The sequence below is a fragment of the Nocardiopsis mwathae genome (genome assembly GCF_014201195.1).
Classification (GTDB): domain Bacteria; phylum Actinomycetota; class Actinomycetes; order Streptosporangiales; family Streptosporangiaceae; genus Nocardiopsis_C; species Nocardiopsis_C mwathae.
The window spans coordinates 3,081,871-3,102,764 of the sequence record NZ_JACHDS010000001.1 but is presented as its reverse complement, the minus strand read 5'-3'; the positions used below and the strand labels follow the sequence as shown (position 1 = coordinate 3,102,764).

Here is a 20,894-nt window from a genome sequence, read left to right as displayed (position 1 = left end):
CGTACCAGTCGGGCCGAAGAGTGCTTTAGCCCGTCTGTTCCACGTGTGAGCCGGTGGCGGACTTGACGACCCTGAGGCGGGTGGTGATTCGGGCGCGCAGGTCGGCGACGTGGCTGACGACGCCGACGGCGCGGCCGCCGTCGCGGAGCGAGTCGAGGACTTCCATGACCTCTTCCAGGGTGTCCTCGTCGAGGCTGCCGAAGCCCTCGTCGACGAAGAGGGTGTCGATGTCGGCGCCGCCCGCCTCCTGTGCCGCCACGTCGCCCAGGCCCAGGGCCAGCGCCAGGGAGGCGATGAAGGTCTCGCCGCCGGAGAGGGTCGCCGGGTCGCGTTCCTGTCCGGTCCAGGCGTCGAGGACGCGCAGGCCGAGGCCGCCGGTGTTGCGCTTGCGGCCGTCGGCCGCGGACTTGTCGACGGTGTGGCGGAGTTCGTAGCGGCCGCCCGACATGGTGGCCAACCGGTCGTTGGCCGCGGCCACCACCCGCTCCAGCCGCGCCGCCAGCACGTAGGCCGACAGCCGCACGCTCTCCCGGTTGTCCTGGGACGTCCCGGCGGCCAGCCGGGCCAGCCCCTCGGCGACCGCGTGCCGGTGCCGGGCCGGGCGGGAGCCGGATAGGCCGCGGTCCAGCTCGGTGCGCAGGTCACTCAGGCGTGCGGCGCGCCGCGCGAGGTGGTCATGCCAGGTCAGGGCGTGTTCCGCGGCGTCTTCGGCGGCGTCGAGTGCGGATCGGAGGCCGTCCAGGTCCGGTGGCGGCGCCGCGGCCGCCCGGGCCAGTTCCGGGTCGGCCAGGGCCGCGCGGACGGTGGCGAGCTCGTCGTCGTAGGCCCGGGCGCGTTCGCGCAGCGTGCGGCGGGCGTCGGCGCCGCGGTCGGCCGCCCACGCCTCCTCGGCGGTGGCGAAGCGGGCCTCGGCCAGCCCGCGGGCCGACTCCCTCTCGGCGCCGCGCAGCTCCTCGCGCGCGGTGGACCGCTGCCGCAGCGCCTCGGCGGCCGCCCCCAGCAGCTCGGCTTCGCCGCTGAGGCGCGACATCCGGCCGGCCAGGTCGGCGTCGGCGCCCACCGCCGCCGTGAGCCGGTCGGTGAGCCGTGCCGCCTCCTCGGAGCGGGCCGTGCGCCGCTCGGCGAGCTCGGCCAGTTCGCGGGAGAGTTCGCTGTCGCGGTCGCGCGCCTCGTCCAGGGCCGCGTCGAGCTCGTCGAGACGCGCCGCCATCCGGGCCGCCTGGGTGGCCGCGGCGTCGACCTCGTTCAGGGCGCGCTGCCGGTCCGCCACCAGATCGGCGGCCTCCTCCTCGGTCAGCCCGGCCGCACCGGCCTCTGCGGCCGAGCGCCGCTCGGTCAGGGAGGTGACCGCGTTCTCCGCCCGGGCGCGCCGTTCGCGGGCGGCCTCGGCGGACCGCTGTGCCTGCTCCTCGTCCTCGGGGGTGGGGCGCGCGGCGTCGCCGACGGCGGGTTCCGGGTGCTCCCGCGACCCGCACACCGGGCAGGGCCGACCGGTCCCCAGCCGTCCGGCGAGCTCGGCGGCCATGCCTTCGATCCGGAGGCGGCGGATGTCGAGCAGCGCCTCCTGCGCGGCCTGCGCGGCGTCGACGGCGTCGATGCGCCGCTGTTCGGCCGCCCCCAGCTCGGCGCGGAGCCGGACGCAGTTCCGCGCCGCCTCCAGCCGCTGGCGGGCCAGGTCGAGCGCTTCGGCGGCGGCCTCGCGCGACCCCGTCCGCTCCCGCGCCTGGGCCAGTTCCGCGGCCAGCGCGGCCCGCTGGCCGGGGAGTTCGCCGGCACGCGCGCGGCACTGGTCGAGTTCGCGCCGGGCGGCGGCGACGCGCCTGTCCAGCGCCTCGATCTCACGTTCCAGGCAGGCGCGGCGGTCGGCGTCGCCGCGCAGGTGCTCCAGCCGGGCGACCTCGTCGCGGCGGGCGCGCTCGGCGGCCTGGAGGGAGGCGATGGTGGGCTCGGCGGGCGCGGCCGCGTCTGGGTCCTCGGCACGGAGGTCGCCGACCAGCGCCAGGCGCTCGGCGGCCGCCAGGTCCGCCTTGCCGAGCTCGGTGCGCCGGTACTCCTCGGTGCGCAGCACCGGCACGACCGCCGCGGCCCGCTCGGCGGCGGACAGTTCCGCTTCGAGGTTCCGGCGCTCGTCGGCACGCCCGGCGAGGGCGGTCTCAGAGCGCAGGGCGTCCTCGTGGCGCTGCCGACGCTCGATCAGGTCGCGCGCCTCCTGCAGGGCGGTGCGCGCGCGGCCGCGGTCGGCCGCGACCGCGGCGGCCACCCGCCCGGCGTCCTCGGCGGTCGCGGCGGTGACCAGGGTGAGCTCGGCCGCCCAGGGGACGAGTGCCTCAAGGTCGGTGCCGCCGTCGGTCGAGGGGCCCGCGTCGGGTCGCGGGGCGCGGCCGACCTCGGCGATGAGGTCGGCGGTGCGGCTCACCGCCGACTCCGCGCCTCCGGCCGCCCGACCGAGTTCGCGCGCGTGGTCGACCAGCCAGTCCTCCACCTGGGTGAAGACGCCCGTGTTGAAGAGGCGTTCCAGTGAGGCCTTGCGTTCCTTGGCCTCGGCGCGCAGGAATCGGGCGAACTCGCCCTGGGGCAGCAGCACCATCTGGCAGAACTGGTCCAGGGTGAGGCCGAGGATGTCGGTGATGATCTGCCCGGCCTCGTCGGGCCGGTTGGTCAGCGGCCTGGGTTCGCCGTCGGCGAGTTCGACCACGGTGACCTTGGCCTTCTCCTCGGTCACACCGGTGCCGCGCTTCTTCGGGCGCATCCAGGAGGGGGAACGGGTGATGTGCAGGCGCCGCCCGCGGATGGTCGCCTCCAGGGTGACCTCGGGTTTGATCCCGGGCGGGGCGTGGTTGCTGCGCAGCGAGCGCGCCGCCTCGCGGGCGCCCGGCACCCGCCCGTACAGCGCGAAGGTCACGGCGTCCAGGACGGAGGTCTTCCCGGCACCGGTGGGGCCGTGGATGAGGAAGAGGCCGCCGTCGCCGAGTCGGTCGAAGTCGACGCTCTCGGTTCCCGCGAACGGGCCGAACGCCTGGACGGTGAGGGAGTGCAGGCGCATCAGTCCGCCGCCTCTCCGGCGCGGATCTCCTCGAAGGCCCGCTCGACGAGCGCCCGCTCCTCGTCGTCGGCGGGCGCGCCGCGTGCCCAGTCGACGAAGTCCAGTACCAGTTCGGGCTCGGACCGGTCGGCGACGCGCCGCGCCCAGGTGCGGTCGTCCTCCGGGCGTCCGCCCTCGGGCGCGAACTCCAGTTGCAGGGTGTGGGGGAAGCGCTCGCGCAGCCGGTCCATGGGGAAGGCGGGGCGGAGCGGGTCGGTCAGCGTGACCTGGAGCCAGTGGCCGGTGTAGCGCTCCCACCGGTCGGCGGTGAGCAGGTCGTCGATCCGGCCGCTGATGCGCGCGATCGGGCGCGGCACGGGCGCCTCTGCAAAGTCGTGGGAGACCGGGCCGGAGGGGCCGAGCTCCACGATCCAGCAGCCTTTGACGTGGTGCTCCTCGGAGAAGGAGTAGGCGAGGGGGGAGCCGGAGTAGCGCACGGTTCCGGTGATCTCCTGTGCCCGGTGCAGGTGGCCCAGGGCCACGTAGTCGACGCCGTCGTAGATGGAGGCGGGCACGTGTGCGGCGCCGCCCACCGAGATGTCGCGCTCGCTGTCGGAGGGGTCGGCGCCGGTGACGAACGCGTGCGACAGCACCACCGAGCGGGTGCCCGCGGGGCGGGCGGCGAGGTCGGTGCGGACCAGCTCCATGGCGCGGCCGATGGCGGCCGGGTGCCCGCGCCCGTCCAGTCGCCAGTGGTGGCGGGCGATCTCGGGCTCCAGGTAGGGGATGCCGTAGAAGGCGACCGGGCCGTGCGCGCCGCTGTGCGCGTCGTCGATGAGCACGGGGCGGCCGATGCCCTCCATCGAGCTGCGCAGGTGGATACCGGAGGCGTCGATGAGGTCGGTGGCGTAGTCGAGGCGCGTCATCGAGTCGTGGTTGCCGCTGATCAGCACGGCGCGCGCCCCGGTGTCGCGGATGCGGCCCAGGGCCTCCCCGAACAGCCGCACCGCGTCGACCGAGGGCAGCGCGCGGTCGTAGAGGTCACCGGCGACCATGACGACGTCGATGCGTTCGGTGCGGACCACCTCGACGAGGTGGTCGATGAACGCCGCCTGCGCGTCGATCAGGTTCTCCCGGTGGAAGGACCGGCCCAGGTGCCAGTCCGAGGTATGCAAGAGCCGCATGGTCCGCGAGACTACCGAAGGTGCCGGTGCGGCCGCAGGAGAGCGGGGGAACCGCGGGCGTCAGGCCTTCTTCCTGGCCAGGGTGAGGCCGTCGCCGATGGGCAGCAGCACCGGCTCCACCCGCGTGTCGGCCAGGGCGTGGTCGTTGAAGTCGCGGATGCCCTGGACGGGGGAGTCGGTGACGGCCGGGTCGATGACGCGGCCGTGGGAGAGCGTGTTGTCGACCAGCAGCGCCCCGCCCGGCCGGATACGCGGCACGAGCTCGTCCCAGTAGCCGACGTAGCCTTCCTTGTCGGCGTCGATGAAGGCCAGGTCGAACCGGGTCTCGGCGGGCAGCGTGCGCAGCGTCTCCAGGGCGGGGGCCAGCTTCAGCGTCACCTTCGGGGCGACGCCGGCGCGCTCCCAGTAGCGCCGCGCCACCGAGGTCCACTCGTCGCTGACGTCGCAGGCCAGCAGGGTGCCGTCGGCGGGCAGACCGCGCGCGATGCAGATGGAGGAGTATCCGGTGAAGGTGCCGACCTCCACCGCGTCGCGGGCACCCATGAGCCGGGTGAGCAGGGTCATGAAGGTGCCCTGCTCGGGCCCGATCTGCATGATGGCGCTGTCCGGGAACAGGCGGGCGGTCTCCTCGACGAGGTCGGTGAGTACCTCGTCGACCGGCGCGCCGTGCGCCACCAGGTACTCGTACAGCTCCGGGGTGAGGGCCTCGGTCGCTCGTGTCACGTGAACCCCCGATGTCTCCGTCGGTTCAGGGCGAACTGCGCTCGTCGCCGATCACCCTAGCCCCCGGGCCATCCGCGGTCACGTCTGGGGCAGGAGTTCCGGCCAGTCGAACAGGTAGAAGGAGTAGAGGATGATCGCCATCGTGAGCATCGGGGTGACGATCTTGCGCTCGACGGGCCCGTCGGTCTTGAAGCCGATGTCCTGGCCGACGCGGTACTTGCTGATCGGCCACATCAGCGGCACGCCCATGTGGGTCAGTATGTCGCCGAGGTAGTGGATCAGGCAGCCGAACGCCACCGCGACGCCCATCCACGAGTAGTCGGTGCCGGCGGTGAAGAGGGCCAGCGTGATACCGGCCGTGCCCAGCGCGTTGATGATCCCCGCGGCCACCCGGTTCTTGTCCATGCCGAAGCCCAGCCCCTGCAGCGCGATCCCGACGAGCAGGAAGACGAAGATCTGCACGGCCATCTCCGACCACAGCGCGAGGCTCTGCGCCAGCGCCCCCATGAACAGGGCGAAGAACAGCGAGTGGGTGCCGTTGCGGTGTCCGCCGAACGCCCAGTTGAACAACGCCCCCAGGGTCTCGGTGAAGAAGCCGTAGGTCTTGGTGATGGTGGCGCTCTTGTGGTCGAGGTCGGGGAGGAGCGCCGCGCCCGCGCACACCAGCGAGCCCGCGATGATCTCCCCGGGGCCCAGGTCGAAGCGGATGCCGTAGAACTCCATTCCCTGGACGACGGGAACGATCGCCATCCAGCCGACCACGCCGCTCAGCGCGTGAGAGTGCCCCATCATGGCGGGAACCCTAGCGACAGAGCGGTTCTCTGGCGAATCACCCCGGGCTCGGAGCGGGGCTCCACCGAACGCCGACGCGCCGCACCGGCGTCAGAGGGATCGGGAGGAAGCGGGAGAAAACCGTCCGGTGAGATGCCGTTCCCCCGGAACTACACCCACGGTCGTCACGATCGTCCCCGTGGCCACGGCGGCTCTCGCGATTGTGAAGGTTGTGTGACCGCGCCGGAGTAGCTCGTTGACGCTTTTCTGTACACGCTGGTAGACAACCAACATCCCGACGGTGAGATCATCACGTACCTCACGTCCGCACAGTAGGGGTAGGCACGCAACATGGTCGCTCGGCAGCACCACCCTAGACCAGGATCTCGCGCACGAACGGCCCCTGCCCGGTGGACGGCGCCGCTGGCCGCCGCGGGTGCGCTCGCCATCGCCGCGCTACCGGCCGCGACGGCCGACGCCGCCGCGATGGCCGACGGTGCGGACACCGACGGCGGCGAGAACACCATCACCGTCGCCGCGTCCCAGCCGGTCGACTCGATGAGCCCCTTCCTGGCGCAGCGGCTCATCACCACCAGCATCCACCGGCTCAACTACGACTACCTGACCAACTACGACCCCCAGACCAACGAGACCATCCCCGCGCTCGCCGAATCCTGGGAGACCTCCGAGGACGGCCTCACCTGGACCTACCAGATCCGCGACGACGTCACGTGGAGCGACGGCGAACCCCTCACGGCCGAAGACATCGCCTGGACCTACACCACGATCATGGAGGACGACGCGGCGGGCCAGGCCAACGGCAGCTACGTCGCCAACTTCGAGAGCGCCACCGCGCCCGACCCGACGACCCTGGAGATCGAGCTCTCCGAGCGGCAGGCGACGATGCTCTCCCTCCAGGTCCCGATCGTCCCCAAGCACATCTGGGAGCAGGTCGACGACTTCGCCGCCTTCAACAACGACGACGAGTTCCCGATTGTCAGCAGCGGGCCGTTCGTCATCACCGGCTACCAGCCCAACCAGTCGGTCACCCTGGAGGCCAACAAGGACTACTGGCGCGGCGCCCCCGAGTTCGACCGCGTCGTCTTCCGCTACATTCCGGAGAAGGACGCCGAGGTCGAGGCGCTGCGCTCCGGCGAGGTGTCCCTCATCGCCGGGCTTACACCGGCCCAGGCCGACGCGCTGGAGGGCGAGGAGCACATCACCGTCAACAACGCCACCGGAAAGCGGTTCCAGGCGTTCACCATCAACCCGGGCGCCCGGACCCTGGACGGTGAGGAGTTCGGCGACGGCCACCCGGCACTCCAGGACAAGACGCTGCGCCAGGCCATCCTGCGCGCCATCGACAAGGACGAGATCGTCCACAAGGTCTACGGCGGCTACGCCGAGCCCGCCGAAGGCTACATCCCGGCCCGCTACCCCATGTACTCCTGGAGCCCTGAGGGCGACGCGCGGCTCGACTTCGACGCCGACGCCGCCAACGAGATGTTGGACGACGCAGGCTACGAGATGGGCGACGACGGGGTGCGCGTCTCACCCGACGGCGACCGGCTCAAGCTGCGCATGCACGTCCACAACGACCGGCCCGACTACGTGAGCATCGGGCGGCTCATGGAAGAGTGGCTCGCCGACATCGGCATCGAGGTCGACAACCGGACCGTCGACCCCGGCGTGCTCAGCGACGCCCTGCACGACGGCACCTACGACCTGATCTTCACCGGGTGGAGCGTCAACCCCGACCCCGACTACGTGCTGAGCATCCACACCTGCGACGCGCTGCCCCGGGAGCCCGGCTCCATGCGCGGCGACGCCTACTTCTGCAACGAGGACTACGACGAGCTGTACGCCAAGCAGCTCGCCGAGGACGGCGACCCGGAGAAGCGAGCCGACTACATCCGCGACATGCAGGAGATCCTGTACGACGAGGCCGTCGTCGTCACGCTGACCTACTCCAACATGCTGGAGGCGTACCGCTCCGACGTCATCGGCACGATGCAGGTCCAGCCCGACCCCGGCGGCAACCTCTACGGCCAGGACGGGCACTGGTCGTTCTCGATGGCCACCCCGGCCGCGGCGGGCGGCGCCGCCGCGGGGCTCTCCCCCGGCGTGATCGCCGGGATCGGCGCCGCGGCCGTGCTCGCGCTGGCCGCCGGCGGCTTCTACCTCTGGCGCCGGTCGGCCACTGCCGAGGAACGCGAGTGACGCGGTGACGGAGACTCCCAGTACTCCGCCCGCCCGTGGTCCCGCCGGGATCCCCCCGGCGGGACCGCCGGCCGCGCCGGGCGGCGAGCGCCGGCACCGGGCCGCGCGGGTGCTGCGCTACGTCGCCGGGCGTCTGCTCACCGCTGCGGTATCGCTGTTCGCGGTGGTCGTCACCAGCTTCTTCCTGTTCCGCATCCTGCCCGGCGACCCGGTGCGGGCGCTCACCCAGGACCGGGCCGTCACCGTCGAGCAGATGGAGGCGATGCGCCGCGAATTCGGCCTGGACCAGCCGCTGTGGCAGCAGTTCGTCGACTACTGCCTGGGCATGCTCCGGTTCGACTTCGGTATCTCCTACCAGTACCGGGCGCCCGTCACCGAGCTCCTCCTCGACCGGCTCGGCCCCACCCTGCTCCTGGCCGGGACCGGCACCCTGATCGCCGCGGTCATCGGGCTGACCCTGGGCACCGGCTCGGCGTGGCGGCGCGGCTCGGTGATGGACCGCGTCAACACCGGGGTGGCGCTGACACTCTGGTCGGTTCCGTCGTTCTGGCTCGGCCTGCTCTTGATCGTCGCACTGTCCTCGGGCGCCGGGTTGTTCCCCACCAGCGGAATGATGAGCCCCGGCGTCACCGGGACGTTCAACGTCGCCCTGGACGTGGCCCACCACATGGTGCTGCCGGTGACCACCATGGTCGCCGTCATCTACGCCCAGTACATGATGGTCATGCGCTCCTCGCTGCTGGACGAGATGGGCTCGGACTACCTCACCACGGCACGCGCCAAGGGGCTGCGCGACGCCCTGGTGCTGCGCCGCCACGCCGTGCCCAACGCGCTGCTGCCCACCGTCACCCTCATCTTCCTGGAACTCGGCCGGGTGCTGAGCGGCGTGATCCTCGTGGAGACCGTGTTCGCCTGGCCCGGCCTGGGGTCGCTGTTCTACTCCGGGCTCAGGGTGCCCGACCTGCCGATCGTGCAGGCCCTGTTCGTCGTCTTCGCCGGTTCGGTGATCATCATGAACCTCCTGGCCGACCTCGTGTACCCGCTGCTCGACCCCCGGGTGCGGCCATGAGCCGCCGGGCGCTGGTCTGGGAGCGGCGCCGCCGCGCGTTCCGCGAGTTCCGCCGCGAGTACGCGCGCAACCGCGCCGGAATGTTCGGGCTGGCCGGGCTGCTGGCGTTCGGGCTGCTCGCACTGGCCGCCCCGCTGATCATCGACCCCGCGCACATCACCGCCACCGGGGCGCCCGGCGACCGCTTCGAGCCGCCCAGCCTCCGCTACCCGCTGGGTACCGACGCGTTCGGCCGCTCCGTGCTGGACCTGGTGGTGTGGGGCGCGCGGATCTCGCTCATGGTCGGCTTCCTGGCCACGTTCGTCTCCGTCTCGCTGGGCACCCTCATCGGGATCATCGCCGGACACTTCGGCGGCTGGTCGGCCAACGTGCTGATGCGCATCACCGACTGGTTCCTGGTGCTGCCCACGCTGGTGATGGCCGTCGCGCTGGCCGCGGTCATGGAGCGCAGCACGCTGACCATCATCATCGCGATCGGCGTCACCGCCTGGCCCACACCGGCGCGGCTGGTGCGCGCACAGACGCTGGCCGTGGAGGCGCGCCCCTACATCGAGCGCGCGCGGGCGCTGGGCGGCGGGCACGCCCACATCATGGTCCGGCACGTGCTGCCCAACGTCATGCCGGTGGTGCTGGCCCAGACCACCCTGCTGGTGTCGAGCTCCATCATCATGGAGTCCACGCTCGCGTTCCTCGGGCTGGGCGACCCCGGCATCATCTCCTGGGGCGGCATCCTGCAGGAGGCGCGGACCGCGGGCGCCATCAGCTCCGGCATGTGGTGGTACATCGTCCCGCCCGGCGTGGCCATCGCACTGGTCGCGCTGGCCTTCACGCTGTGCGGGCGGGCGCTGGAGGGCGTGTTCAACCCCAGACTCCGGGAACGGCGGTGAAGCACGTGGACGAGCGAGCACGCGCAGGAGCGTCCCCGCGCACCGACTACCTGCGGGTGAAGGATTTGCACGTCACCTACCGCACCGCCGGCGGCGACATCCCCGCGGTGCGCGGGGCGTCCTTCGGCCTGGCACCGGGCAGCAAGCTCGGGGTGGCCGGGGAGTCGGGCTGCGGCAAGTCCACCGTCGCCCTGGCGCTGCTGCGGCTGCTGCCCAAGTCGGCGCGCGTCAGCGGGGAGATCCTGATCGACGGTGAGGACGTCCTCGGCATGAAGTGGGGGCGGCTGCGCGCGGTGCGCTGGGCCGGGGCGTCCGTCGTGTTCCAAGGGGCGATGCACTCGCTCAACGCCGTGCACCGCGTGGGCGACCAGATCGCCGAGCCGATCCTGCTGCACGAGCCCAGGACCACCCCGGCCGCGGTGCGGCGCCGCGTCGGCGCGCTGCTCGAACAGGTCGGCCTGCCCCCGGCGCGGGCGCGGGCCTACCCGCACGAGCTGTCGGGCGGGCAGCGCCAGCGCGTCATGATCGCCATGGCGCTGGCCTGCGAGCCGCGGCTGATCATCGCCGACGAGCCGACGACCGCGCTGGACGTGATGATCCAGGCGCAGATCCTGCGACTGATCGACAGCCTGGTCGGCGATACGGGCATCAGCATGCTGATGATCAGCCACGACCTGTCGGTGCTCGCCGACACCTGCGACCGGCTCGCCGTCATGTACGCTGGCCGGATCGTCGAGGAGGGGCCCGCCCAGCAGGTGTTCGACGACGCCCGCCACCCCTATGGCGCGGCACTCAGCGCCGCGTTCCCGAGGATCGGCGACCCCTCCTCCCGGCGCAACCCGCACGGTCTGGCCGGGGATCCGCCCGACCCGGCGGCGCTGCCCGGGGGGTGCGCGTTCCGGCCGCGCTGCCCGGTGGTCCAGGACCGGTGCGCGGCGGTGGACCCCGTGCTGTGGCCCGTCGGCCCCGACCGCGCCGCCGCGTGTGTGCGGGTGCCGTCCGATGACGACGCCCGGGCCGCCGGGGTCCCGGCGGGGGCCGACGCGGCGTCGCCGGGTATGCCTCCGGAGCAGGTCGCCCGGGACCCGAACGGGGCGCCGCCCATCACCCGGCCCGAGGAGACGCGATGACCGCACGCCTGGACACCACCCCCTCCGGGGGGCCCGACCCGGCCGCGGGCGGCGCCGCCGAGGGCACCGCCGCCCCCGCGGCGGTGCCCCTGCTGAGCTGCACCGACCTGCACGTCGTGTTCAAGGGGCGCGGCGGCCGCCGTACCGCTCGTGCCGTCGACGGAGTGGACCTCGCCCTGCACGCCGGAGAGATCGTCGCGCTGGTCGGGGAGTCGGGCTGCGGCAAGACCACGCTCGCCCGGACCCTGCTCGGGTTGGAGAAGCCCACGTCGGGGCGGGTCGACTTCGAGGGGCGCCGTCTCGGGTACTCGATGCGCGCGCTCAAGGCCTACCGCCGCCGCGTCCAGCTGGTCCTACAGGACCCCAGCGGTTCGCTCAACCCGCGGCACACCGTCTACGAAGCGGTCGCCGAGGGGCTGCGGATCCACGAGGGCGCCACCGCCGACGAGAGCGAGCGCGTGGCCGAGGCGCTGTCGCGCGCCGGCTTGCGCCCGCCCGAGCGCTTCTACCTGCGCTACCCGCACGAGCTGTCGGGCGGGCAGCGCCAGCGGGTGGTGATCGCGGGCGCACTGGTGCTGCATCCCGAAGTCATCGTGGCCGACGAGCCGGTGGCCTCCCTGGACGCTTCGGTGCGCGGCGAAATCCTCGGCCTGCTGCTGCGGCTCCGCGACGATCTGGGCCTGACCGCCCTGGTGGTCACCCACGACCTCGGCCTGGCCTGGAACATCGCCGACCGGGTCGCGGTGATGTACCTGGGCCGGGTGGTCGAGGTCGGCACGGTCGAGGAGGTGCTGTCCGCACCCCGCCACCCCTACACCCAGGCGCTGCTGTCGGTGCTGCCCGAGGCCGACGCGGGCGACCCGGTCGTGCTGACCGGCGAGCCCCCGGACCCCACGGCGATCCCCGGCGGCTGCCGCTTCCACGCCCGCTGCCAGATCCTCGCCTCGGGGGAGGCCGAACGCGCCGGGGTCGCGCACCGCTGCCGCACCGAGGACCCCGGCGTCCTCAGCGGCGACGGCACCGACGCCACCCGGGTCGCCTGCCACTGGGCACGCCGAGGCGCCGAGCCCGCGTCCCGCTGACCTGCCGTCGATCTCGGGGCGCTGCCCCGAACACCGCCGATCCTCCGCCGCGATCGACGACAGGATCCGGTGAGGGGGCGTGTTCGTTCCGTCACATCGCGGATCCGACCGTGTTCCGCACTCCCTGCCACGGTGCGGTTTCAGAATGCGTTCGGGCGAGCCGGGCATCCGGTGTCATCCCATCGCAATACAGGAGCGATCAGGGCGCTTAAACTGCACGTGTGACTCAGGTGAGTTCTGTGACCACAGGCGGTACAGCCGCGCCGACCGCGCGCCCGACACCGCCACCGAGCATCGAGGCGGCGTTCGGACCGGAAGCCGCCGAGCGGATCGCCGCGCGGATCAAGGCGGTGGCCGACCCCACCCGCCTGCGCCTCCTCGCGACCCTGCTGAACGCGCCCGACGGCACGGCCTGTGTACAGGACTTGGCGGAGGCGCTGCAGACCGCCCAGCCGACGATCAGCCACCACCTCAAGACACTCAGCGACGCCGGATTCCTCGGCTGCGCCAAGCGCGGGCCGCGATCGTGGTACTCGATCCGCCCCGAACGCGCCGACATCGTCCGCGATCTGGTGGGCTGAGCCCGATCCGGCCTGCCGTGGACCCGTCGAACGGACCGTGAGCACATGAACGACGCTCCGCGAACCCCGTCCCCATCCCCGTCAGCAGCCGCAGCGGCAGCGCGGCTCCCCGCCGCGACGGCGCGGCGGCTCGCCCGCCAGCTGAAGGACCTGGGCGAGCCGGTGCGGCTGCGGCTGCTGAGCATCGTGGTGGCCGCGGGGGGCGAGGGCATGTGCGCCGGGGCCCTCGCCGCGGCGTTCGACCTGACCAAGCCGACCGTCAGCCACCACCTCAAGGTGCTCGGCGAAGCCGGGCTGGTGACGGGGGAGCGCTGCGGCACCCAGATCATCTACCGCGCCGGCCCCACCGCACGGCGGCTGCACACCATCCTGGACGGCTTCGCGCGCCCCGATGGCCAGGCGGCCGAGCCCGGGGACGGTGGCCACGGTGGGCTCCGCAGGGTCCTCGACGAACTCGGCGTCGCGGAGCAGCCGGAACGGCCCGCCGAGCCGCGGCGCACGACCGCCGACCGCCCCCTGCCCGGTCTGCTGGACCCCGAGGACCTCCTCGACCGCGTCCAGGAACGGTTGACCATCCGCTTCAGCGGCATGTTCAGCCCGGAGACGGTCCAGCGCTACCTGCGCGAGTCCTATGAGCTGCTCGCGCGTAGCGCCACGGTCACGCCCCACCTCCCCACCCTCACCGAACGCTTCGCGGCCGAACGGCTCACCGCGGTCGCCCGCCGCGACGGCATCGTCGCCCGCTCCCTACCCGAGGTGCTCTTCGTCTGCGTGCACAACGCCGGGCGCTCCCAGATGGCCGCGGCCCTGCTGCGCCACCTGGCCGGAGACCGGGTCCAGATCCGCTCGGCCGGGTCCGCCCCGGCCGCGGGCATCGACCCCATGGTCGAGGCGATCATGTCGGAGGTCGGCATCGACCTGCGCACCGAGTTTCCCAAGCCGCTGACCGACGAGATCGTGCACAGCGCCGACACCGTCGTCACGATGGGCTGCGGCGACGCCTGCCCCGTCTACCCGGGCACGCGCTACCTCGACTGGCCGACCCCCGATCCGGCCGGCCAGGGCGCTGCGGTGGTACGGGGCATACGCGACGACATCGACACCCGCATCCGCACCGAGCTGCTCCCCGGCCTCCTGAGCCGACCCCCGGATCCGGACCGGGAGGCAGCGACGAGGAGGAGGGGAGGGCCGCCTGGATCGGGGAAAGGCTTTCCTCGATGACCCTGGGAAAAAATCGGGCGAACCGGGCGCAATGAGATGCGAACCCATGATCATCGCGGGGGAGGCACCCCCGGGGCTCCCCGGGGCGTCCGCGCTCACGCGCTGATGACCGACAGGGTGCTCTCTTCGAAGCGGGTGAGGGCGTCGTGGACGGCGCCGAGGACGACGGCGCGGTCGCCGAGGGCGGACAGCTCCAGGTCCGGGGGGAAGAGGAGGCGGCGGCCGAGAGCCGATCGCAAGGGGGCGCGCAGGGCGTCGCCGACACCGGAGATGCCGCCGCCGAGGACGACCAGTTCGGGGTTGAGCACCAGGAGCATGGGCGCGATGCCCTCGGCGAGGCGCTGGCACAGCCGGTAGAGGACGCGCAGCGCGACGGGATCGCCCTCCTTGGCGCTAGCGGCGATCGCCGGGACGTGTTCGCCGGCGGAGGCCGCGGAGAAGCGGCGGTGGAGCGGCGAGTCGATCGCCGCTCCCGGCCGGGCGAATTCCTCGGTCACCATCTCGACGATGGCGTCGGCGTTGACCTGGGACTCCAGTGGGCCGAACCCGGACGGGGGCACGGCGGGCGCCCCGGGGAACGGGGCGTAGCCGATCTCGCCGGCGGCGCCGTTGTGTCCGCGCAGCAGCCGACCACCCGTGACGATCCCGGCGCCGAGCCGTTCGCCGAGGAGCAGGAAGACGACGTCCTCGTGGTCGCGCGCCACGCCGGCCGCCCGCTCGGCGATGACGGCGAGATTGGCGTCGTTGTCGACGTGCAGCGGGCACGGCAGGACGCCGTGCGCCCAGCGGTCGAAGTCCACCTCGTCCCAGCCGGGCAGTGCCGGGGCCAGGACCACGCGCTGGGGCGGCGGCGCGACGACGCCCGGTGTCGCCAGCGACGCGGCCAGGATACGCGGTGACGGCGCGCTGGAGCCGCTGATGCGGTGGTCGCCCGTTCCGCTGCCCGCGGGGCCGCCGCTTGCGCCGGCTCCGGTGGCGCCGCCGGGAACGGTGGCCGCGGCGTCCGCCATGACCTCGGAGACGGCCGCGCGCGCCGCGTCGAGTCGGTCATCGGCGGGTGTCATCGGGGTGACCGGGACGCGCGCCCACGCCCGCGGAGTTCCGCGCAGGTCGGCCCGGCAGGCCGACACCTTGTGGGCACCCACGTCGATTCCCAGCACCCACCCCGCCCGCGCGTTGAACTCGTACGTCCGAGCCGGCCGCCCAGGGGAGCGGCGGCCCGGCTGCGGCGCGCCCTCGCTCTCCACCAGCCAGCCCTGCGCGGTCAGCGCCTCGGTGAGCGCCTCCACCGTCGGCCGTGACAGCCCGGTGCTCTCCATCAGGGAGGAGACACGCATCGGCCGACCCGCCGCGCGCACCGCGTCGAGCACCAGCGACGTGTTGATCCGCCGCACCGCCGCCATCGAGCCTGCGGCCGGTCTGACCATGGTGGACTCTCCGTCTCCGCGCACCCCGTGCCCTTCGTCGTCCGTGTCGTGGCGGTCGGCCGCGTCGACGTCCCCGCTCACCGGAGCCGACCCCGTCACCTCCCATGATCGCGCGAGTACCGCCCGGTGGATACGGAGTGACCGCACGGTGATGTCCCGTCGAGGCGCAGGGGGAGGTCCACGGGGGTCCGGGCAGTGTCCCGCAACCGAGTGTTGACATCACCTCACGCCATCCTGTTCGATTTGTAAAGCGTGTTATGAAACACGCTCCCGCCACAGGAGGCCGGATGGCTACTTCCGGACCCGGGCCCGGACCGTGGGCCCGACGACTCGCCCTGGTCGTCGCGGGCGCCGTGTTCGCCACGAGCGGCTGCGCCGGCAGCCTGCCCGGTGAGGACGCGGACGCGGTCGTCACCTTCGCCGTGACCCGCGCATCCGGCGGCGACATGGGCGCGATCATCGGGCACTTCAACGAGGCGAACCCCGACGCGCGCGTTCGCGTCGTCTACCTCGCCGCCGCGGCCGACGCCCAGCGCAACGCCCTGGTCCAGGACCTCCAGGCCCGCACCGGCCGCTACGACGTGCTCTACACCGACGCCGTGTGGACCGCCGAGTTCGCCGCCCGCGGCTGGCTCGAACCACTCGACAGGGAGCGCTTCGCCGGCCCCGGCATCCTCCCCGCCGCCGCGGCCACCGGAACCTACGGGGGCGAGCTGTACGCCGCCCCCTTCGCCACCGGAACCGGCATGCTCTACTACCGCAGCGACCTCATCGACGACCCGCCCACCACCTGGGCCGAACTCATCGCCGCCTGCCCCCTCGCCGAAGAGCACGGCATGGACTGCTACGCCGGGCAGTTCGCCCGCTACGAGGGCCTGACCGTGAACGCGACCGAGGCCATCGCCTCGGCCGGCGGGCGCATCATCGACGAGGACGGCGGGGTCGCCGTCGACTCACCGGAGGCGCGGGCGGGGCTGGGCTTCCTGGTCGACGGCTTCGAGCAGGGCTACATCCCCAGGGCGGCGCTCACCTACATGGAGGACGAGGCCCGCCTCGCCTTCCAACGCGGCGACCTGCTGTTCATGCGCAACTGGGCGTTCGCCTGGCCCGCCATGGAGGAGCCCGGCCCCGAGTCGCGGGTGCAGGGCCGGTTCGACGCGGTCCCGCTTCCCGGCCACGAGGGACCCGGCACCGGCACGCTCGGCGGAAACAACCTCGCCCTGTCCGCCTACAGCGGCAACAAGGCCGAGGCTCTGCGCTTCATCGAGTTCGTGCAGAGCGAAGCGGTCCAGCGCCGGTGGATGGCCGAGACCAACACGCCCACCTCCTGGCAGGCCAACTACGAGGACGAGGAGCTGATGGCGGCCGCCCCGCACCTCGTCCCGCAGCGCCGTGCCCTGGACGCCGTCCAGCCGCGCCCGGTGTCGCCGCGCTACAACGACGTCACCAACGCCGTGCAGAAGCACGTCCACGCCGCCCTGTCCGGTGAGAAGACCGTCGACGAGGCGGTGGCCGACCTCCAGGAGGAGCTGGAGTGGGCGGTGAGGGACACATGACCGTCCCGCCCCCCGACGCCCTGCGGGCACGGCCGCGCACCGCCTCGGGCACCCGCGGCCGGACCGGCCCCGGCCGGGGAGAACGCGCCGTCGAGCGCCGACTGGCGTTCTGGCTGCTCCTGCCGACCCTCGTCGCCCTCGGCCTCATCGTGGCCTACCCGGTCACCCGCGCCGTCGTCCGGTCGGTGTTCGACGACCCCATCCGGGGCGACCCCGACTTCGTCGGCTTCGCCAACTACGCCGAGGCGCTCTGGGGCTTCGAGCGCGTCGAGTTCTGGAACGCCTTCGCCAACACCGTCCTGTTCACCGTCGTCACCGTCACCATCGAGACCCTGCTCGGCCTCGCCATGGCCCTGGTGATGCACCGCGCCTTCCGCGGCCGGGGCATCGTGCGCGTCGCCGTGCTGCTGCCCTGGGCGCTGCCCACGGCGGTGAGCGCCGTCATGTGGGGGTGGATGCTGCAGCCCGACGGCGTCGTCAACGCGCTGCTGGGCACCGACATCGTCTGGGGCGGCAGCGAGTGGCCGGCCAAGTGGTCGATCATCTTCGCCGAGGTCTGGAAGACGTCCCCCTTCGTCGCGCTGCTCATCCTCGCCGGGCTGCAGACCATACCGCCGCACCTCTACGAGGCCGCGGCCATCGACGGCGCCTCCGCCTGGAAGCGGTTCACCTCCATCACCCTGCCCCTGGTCAAGCCGGCGCTGGTGGTCGCGGTGCTCTTCCGCACGCTGGACGCGCTGCGCATGTACGACCTCCCGCAGATCCTCACCGGCGGGGCCAACAACACCGACACCCTGTCCATGCTGGTCGTCCAGGCGGCCACGAGCGAGCTCCGGCAGGGCTACGGCGGCGCGCTGTCGACGATCACCTTCCTGTTCGTCTTCCTGTGCGCCTTCCTGCTGATCAGGACGATCGGCGCGAACGTGTTCGCCGGCTTCGGCGGCGAGGGGGGAGCGCGGCGGTGAACCCGATGGGGAACGCGACGGGGAGCACCGCGGCCGCGGGCGCCCCCGCCCCGGCACGGCGGCGGGGCGGAACGGCCACCGCCCGGCGCCGCCGCGCGCCCATGACCTGGGAGTCGTGGGTGATCGCGGGCGGAATCCTGCTGCTCGTCCTCTACTGCCTGGCGCCCTTCTACTGGATGTTCGTCTCCAGCCTCAAAGGCCCGGGGGAGATCACCGACAACAGCCTGTGGCCGGCCGCACCCACGCTCGTCAACTACCGCGGCGTCTTCGGCGGTGAGAACCACTTCGGCTACGCGGTCCGCAACAGCATCATCATCGCCGTGGCCACCACCGGCCTGGCCATGGTCATCGCGGTCTCCTGCGGCTACGCGCTGGCGCGGCTGCGCTTCCGCGGCCGCAACCTGGTGCTCGGCCTGGTCCTGGCCAGCTCGATGTTCCCCGGCGTCGCCATCGTCACCCCGCTCTACCAGCTGTTCAGTGACTGGGGGTGGATCGACCAGTACCAGGCGATGGTCGTGCCCAACATCAGCTTCGCGCTCCCGCTGGCGATCTTCGTGCTGACCACGTTCTTCCGCGAGATGCCCTGGGAGCTGGAGGAGGCCGCGCGGGTCGACGGCTGCGGCCCGGTCGGCGCCTTCTCCCGGGTGATCCTGCCACTGGCCGCACCGGGCGTGGCCACCACCGCCCTGCTGGTGTTCTTCGCCGCCTGGAACGAGTACTTGATCTCCAGCGTCGTCTCCATCACCCTGGCCTCGAACCCGGTGACCGTCGCACTGGCCAAGTTCGCCGGCGACACCGAGTTCCAGCAGCCGTTCGGTTCGCAGATGGCGGCCGGCGTCGTCGTCACGGTCCCCCTCATCGTCCTGGTGCTGCTGTTCCAGCGCCGGATCGTCCGAGGACTGTCGGCCGGGGGGTTCCGATGAGCGGATCGGCGGGGCCGCCCGGCGCGGCCGCGCGACCAGGGCAGGCGAGAGCGGACAAGGGGGCACCGGTGGCACCGGTACGGGTGATGATCGTGGGCGCCGGATCGCGCGGCGGCGGCTACGCGCGGTGGATCGAGAACAACCCCGGCGCCGCGCGGGTGGTGGCGGTCGCCGAACCGCGCCCGGAGTACCGGGAGCCGCTCGCCGACGCCCACGGGGTGCCGCCCGAGGCGCGGTTCGACGACTGGCGCGCGGCCGCGGCGCGCCCGCGCCTGGCCGACGTGGCCCTGGTGTGCACGCTCGACGACGACCACCGCGCCCCCTCCGAGGCCTTCGCCGGCCTCGGCTACCACCTGCTGGTCGAGAAGCCGCTGGCGCAGACCCGCGCGGACTGCGAGGCCATCGTCGCGGCGGCGCGCCGAAACGGGGTCCTGCTCGGGGTCTGCCACGTGCTGCGCTACGCCCGCTACACGCTGATGCTCAAGGAGATCATCGACTCCGGCGGCATCGGTGAGGTCGTCAGCGTCGACCACGTCGAACCCGTGGGCTTCTGGCACCAGGCGCACTCCTACGTGCGCGGCAACTGGCGCCGCGAGGCCGACACCGCGCCGATGCTGCTCGCCAAGTCCTGCCATGACCTGGACTGGCTGCGCCACATCATCGGGCGCGACGCCGTCGCCGTGTCCTCGTTCGGCTCGCTGAAGCACTTCCGTCCCGAGGAGGCGCCGCCGGGTGCGGGCGAGCGGTGCGTCGACTGCGCCGCCGAACCCGACTGCCCCTACTCCGCCCTGCGCATCTACCGGCGCTTCCTCGACCGGGGCCGCACCGGGTGGCCGCTGGACGTGCTCACCCCCGACCCCGGACCCCGGACCATCGAGGCCGCCCTGCGCGACGGCCCCTACGGCCGCTGTGTCTACCACTGCGACAACGACGTCGTCGACCACCAGGTCGTGGGGCTGGAGTTCACCGGAGGGGTGACGGCGGCGTTCACCATGACCGCGTTCACCCGGGCGGGGCCGCGCCGCACCGCGATCTACGGCACCCGCGGTGAGCTGGCCTGCGACGGCGAACACATCACGCGCTACGACTTCCTGACCGACACCACCGAAGTCATCGACGTGGCCGCCGCCGACACCGGGATGATCGACACCGGCCACGGGGGCGGCGACGCCGGCCTGCTGGCCTCCTTCTTCCGGGCGGTGGCCGCCGGAGACCCGGACATGGTGGTCACCAGCGGGCAGGACGCGCTCCACTCCCACCTCATGGTGTTCGCCGCCGAACAGGCGCGACGCGAAGGCCGCGTGGTGCGACTGGAGACGTCGGACATGCCCGACACGCCCAGGGTGCGGTAGCGCTTCGCCCGGCGGTCGTTACCCCCGCCCCGGCGCTACCGCCGCGGCGCCCGGGCCCGTTCGGTCAGCCAGTCGAACAGGCTCGGGTCGTCGTCCATCTCCGGGTGCCACTGGACGCCGAGCACCCCGGGACGGTCGGTGTAGGCGATGGCCTCGACGGTGCCGTCGTCCGTCCAGGCCATCGGGGCGACGCCGCGGCCCAGCACGGCCAGGCCCTGGTGGTGGTAGGAGGGAACGTCGAGCACGGTGCGGCCGAGGATATCGGCCAGGGGGCTGTCCGGGGCGACCTTGACCGGGTGCGGGTCGAAGGCGGCGAGCCGCTGCCGGTGCACGTCGCTGCGCACCAGGTCGGGCAGGTGCTGGTGCAGGGTGCCGCCGCGGGCCACGTTCATCACCTGCATGCCCCGGCAGATCCCGAGCACCGGGATGCCCCGGTCCAGCGCCGCCTCCAGCAGGGCGAACTCGGTGCTGTCGCGGGCCGGGCGCACCCCCGCCGTCGGCGGGGCGGCCGCGGCGCCGTAGCGGGCCGGGTCGATGTCACCGCCCCCGGCCAGCACCAGCCCGTCCAGCCGGGCGACGGTGTCGGCCGTGCCCTCGACCGAGGGCAGGAGGACGGGGGCCGCGCCGGAGGCGGCCACGGAGTCGGCATAGGCCTGGGGGAGGAGTGTGGCCGGCAGGTCCCACGCCTCACCCCAGCGCGCCTGTTCGGCGTAGGCGGATATGCCGATGATCGGCCGGTTCATCGCACGTCCTCTCGTTGCTCGCCCGTGAGCGGGACCCG

Annotated in this window: 17 protein-coding genes; 11 read left to right on the top strand and 6 right to left on the bottom strand. The window is 72.9% G+C overall.

Features of this window, described 5'->3' with window-relative positions; genetic code table 11:
* Positions 1-25 precede the first annotated feature (25 nt).
* The 4 genes from HNR23_RS13415 to HNR23_RS13400 form a co-directional block, all read right to left on the bottom strand.
* Positions 26-3,043 carry an AAA family ATPase gene (locus HNR23_RS13415; RefSeq protein ID WP_184075910.1) on the bottom strand — a complete coding sequence of 1,006 codons (3,018 nt, stop codon included), beginning with the start codon at positions 3,041-3,043 and terminating at the stop codon, positions 26-28.
* A complete protein-coding gene (locus tag HNR23_RS13410; RefSeq protein WP_184075909.1) occupies positions 3,043-4,206 on the bottom strand; it encodes an exonuclease SbcCD subunit D in 1,164 nt (387 codons plus the stop codon). Before HNR23_RS13410 ends, HNR23_RS13415 begins: the two co-directional genes overlap by 1 nt.
* 60 nt (positions 4,207-4,266) lie before the next feature.
* Positions 4,267-4,929, bottom strand: a complete 663-nt coding sequence (locus HNR23_RS13405) for a class I SAM-dependent methyltransferase (RefSeq protein WP_184075908.1) — start codon at positions 4,927-4,929, stop codon at positions 4,267-4,269.
* Between the two features lie 78 nt (positions 4,930-5,007).
* Complete coding sequence (locus HNR23_RS13400) at positions 5,008-5,721, bottom strand: metal-dependent hydrolase (protein WP_184075907.1); 714 nt, start codon at positions 5,719-5,721, stop codon at positions 5,008-5,010.
* 330 nt (positions 5,722-6,051) lie between these two features.
* On the opposite strand from HNR23_RS13400, the gene HNR23_RS13395 reads away from it, so the two are divergent.
* The 7 genes from HNR23_RS13395 (at position 6,052) to HNR23_RS26800 (ending at position 13,890) form a co-directional block, all read left to right on the top strand.
* Complete coding sequence (locus tag HNR23_RS13395) at positions 6,052-7,920, top strand: ABC transporter substrate-binding protein (protein WP_184075906.1); 1,869 nt, start codon at positions 6,052-6,054, stop codon at positions 7,918-7,920.
* A gap of 4 nt (positions 7,921-7,924) precedes the next feature.
* On the top strand, positions 7,925-8,989 hold the full coding sequence (locus HNR23_RS13390) for an ABC transporter permease (protein ID WP_184075905.1): 1,065 nt from the start codon (positions 7,925-7,927) through the stop codon (positions 8,987-8,989).
* Positions 8,986-9,876: an ABC transporter permease gene (locus HNR23_RS13385; RefSeq protein WP_184075904.1), complete on the top strand. Its 891-nt coding sequence runs from the start codon at positions 8,986-8,988 to the stop codon at positions 9,874-9,876. The genes HNR23_RS13390 and HNR23_RS13385 overlap by 4 nt, the downstream gene beginning before the upstream one ends.
* A complete protein-coding gene (locus HNR23_RS13380; protein ID WP_394353773.1) occupies positions 9,873-11,006 on the top strand; it encodes an ABC transporter ATP-binding protein in 1,134 nt (377 codons plus the stop codon). The genes HNR23_RS13385 and HNR23_RS13380 overlap by 4 nt, the downstream gene beginning before the upstream one ends.
* Positions 11,003-12,088 carry an oligopeptide/dipeptide ABC transporter ATP-binding protein gene (locus HNR23_RS13375; protein ID WP_184075903.1) on the top strand — a complete coding sequence of 362 codons (1,086 nt, stop codon included), beginning with the start codon at positions 11,003-11,005 and terminating at the stop codon, positions 12,086-12,088. Before HNR23_RS13380 ends, HNR23_RS13375 begins: the two co-directional genes overlap by 4 nt.
* Positions 12,089-12,327: 239 nt before the next feature.
* A complete protein-coding gene (locus tag HNR23_RS26805; protein WP_184075902.1) occupies positions 12,328-12,669 on the top strand; it encodes a metalloregulator ArsR/SmtB family transcription factor in 342 nt (113 codons plus the stop codon).
* A gap of 45 nt (positions 12,670-12,714) precedes the next feature.
* Complete coding sequence (locus tag HNR23_RS26800) at positions 12,715-13,890, top strand: metalloregulator ArsR/SmtB family transcription factor (protein ID WP_184075901.1); 1,176 nt, start codon at positions 12,715-12,717, stop codon at positions 13,888-13,890.
* A gap of 95 nt (positions 13,891-13,985) precedes the next feature.
* On the opposite strand, the gene HNR23_RS13360 is transcribed toward HNR23_RS26800, so the two are convergent.
* Positions 13,986-15,398 (bottom strand): ROK family transcriptional regulator, encoded by a 1,413-nt coding sequence (locus HNR23_RS13360; RefSeq protein WP_343070548.1) that lies wholly within the window; start codon positions 15,396-15,398, stop codon positions 13,986-13,988.
* Positions 15,399-15,604: 206 nt separating this feature from the next.
* On the opposite strand from HNR23_RS13360, the gene HNR23_RS13355 reads away from it, so the two are divergent.
* The 4 genes from HNR23_RS13355 (at position 15,605) to HNR23_RS13340 (ending at position 20,113) form a co-directional block, all read left to right on the top strand.
* Positions 15,605-16,873, top strand: coding sequence for an ABC transporter substrate-binding protein (locus tag HNR23_RS13355; protein ID WP_184075900.1), 1,269 nt, complete (start codon positions 15,605-15,607; stop codon positions 16,871-16,873).
* Entirely contained in the window at positions 16,870-17,838 is a 969-nt protein-coding gene (locus tag HNR23_RS13350) for a carbohydrate ABC transporter permease (protein ID WP_246421735.1), read from the top strand. Before HNR23_RS13355 ends, HNR23_RS13350 begins: the two co-directional genes overlap by 4 nt.
* Before the next feature lie 5 nt (positions 17,839-17,843).
* Positions 17,844-18,761 (top strand): carbohydrate ABC transporter permease, encoded by a 918-nt coding sequence (locus tag HNR23_RS13345; RefSeq protein WP_184080276.1) that lies wholly within the window; start codon positions 17,844-17,846, stop codon positions 18,759-18,761.
* Positions 18,762-18,829: 68 nt separating this feature from the next.
* Positions 18,830-20,113 (top strand): Gfo/Idh/MocA family oxidoreductase, encoded by a 1,284-nt coding sequence (locus HNR23_RS13340; RefSeq protein WP_184075899.1) that lies wholly within the window; start codon positions 18,830-18,832, stop codon positions 20,111-20,113.
* Positions 20,114-20,148: 35 nt separating this feature from the next.
* Here the strand turns inward: HNR23_RS13340 and HNR23_RS13335 are convergent, their stop codons facing one another.
* Complete coding sequence (locus HNR23_RS13335; RefSeq protein WP_184075898.1) at positions 20,149-20,856, bottom strand: gamma-glutamyl-gamma-aminobutyrate hydrolase family protein; 708 nt, start codon at positions 20,854-20,856, stop codon at positions 20,149-20,151.
* Positions 20,857-20,894 lie beyond the last annotated feature (38 nt).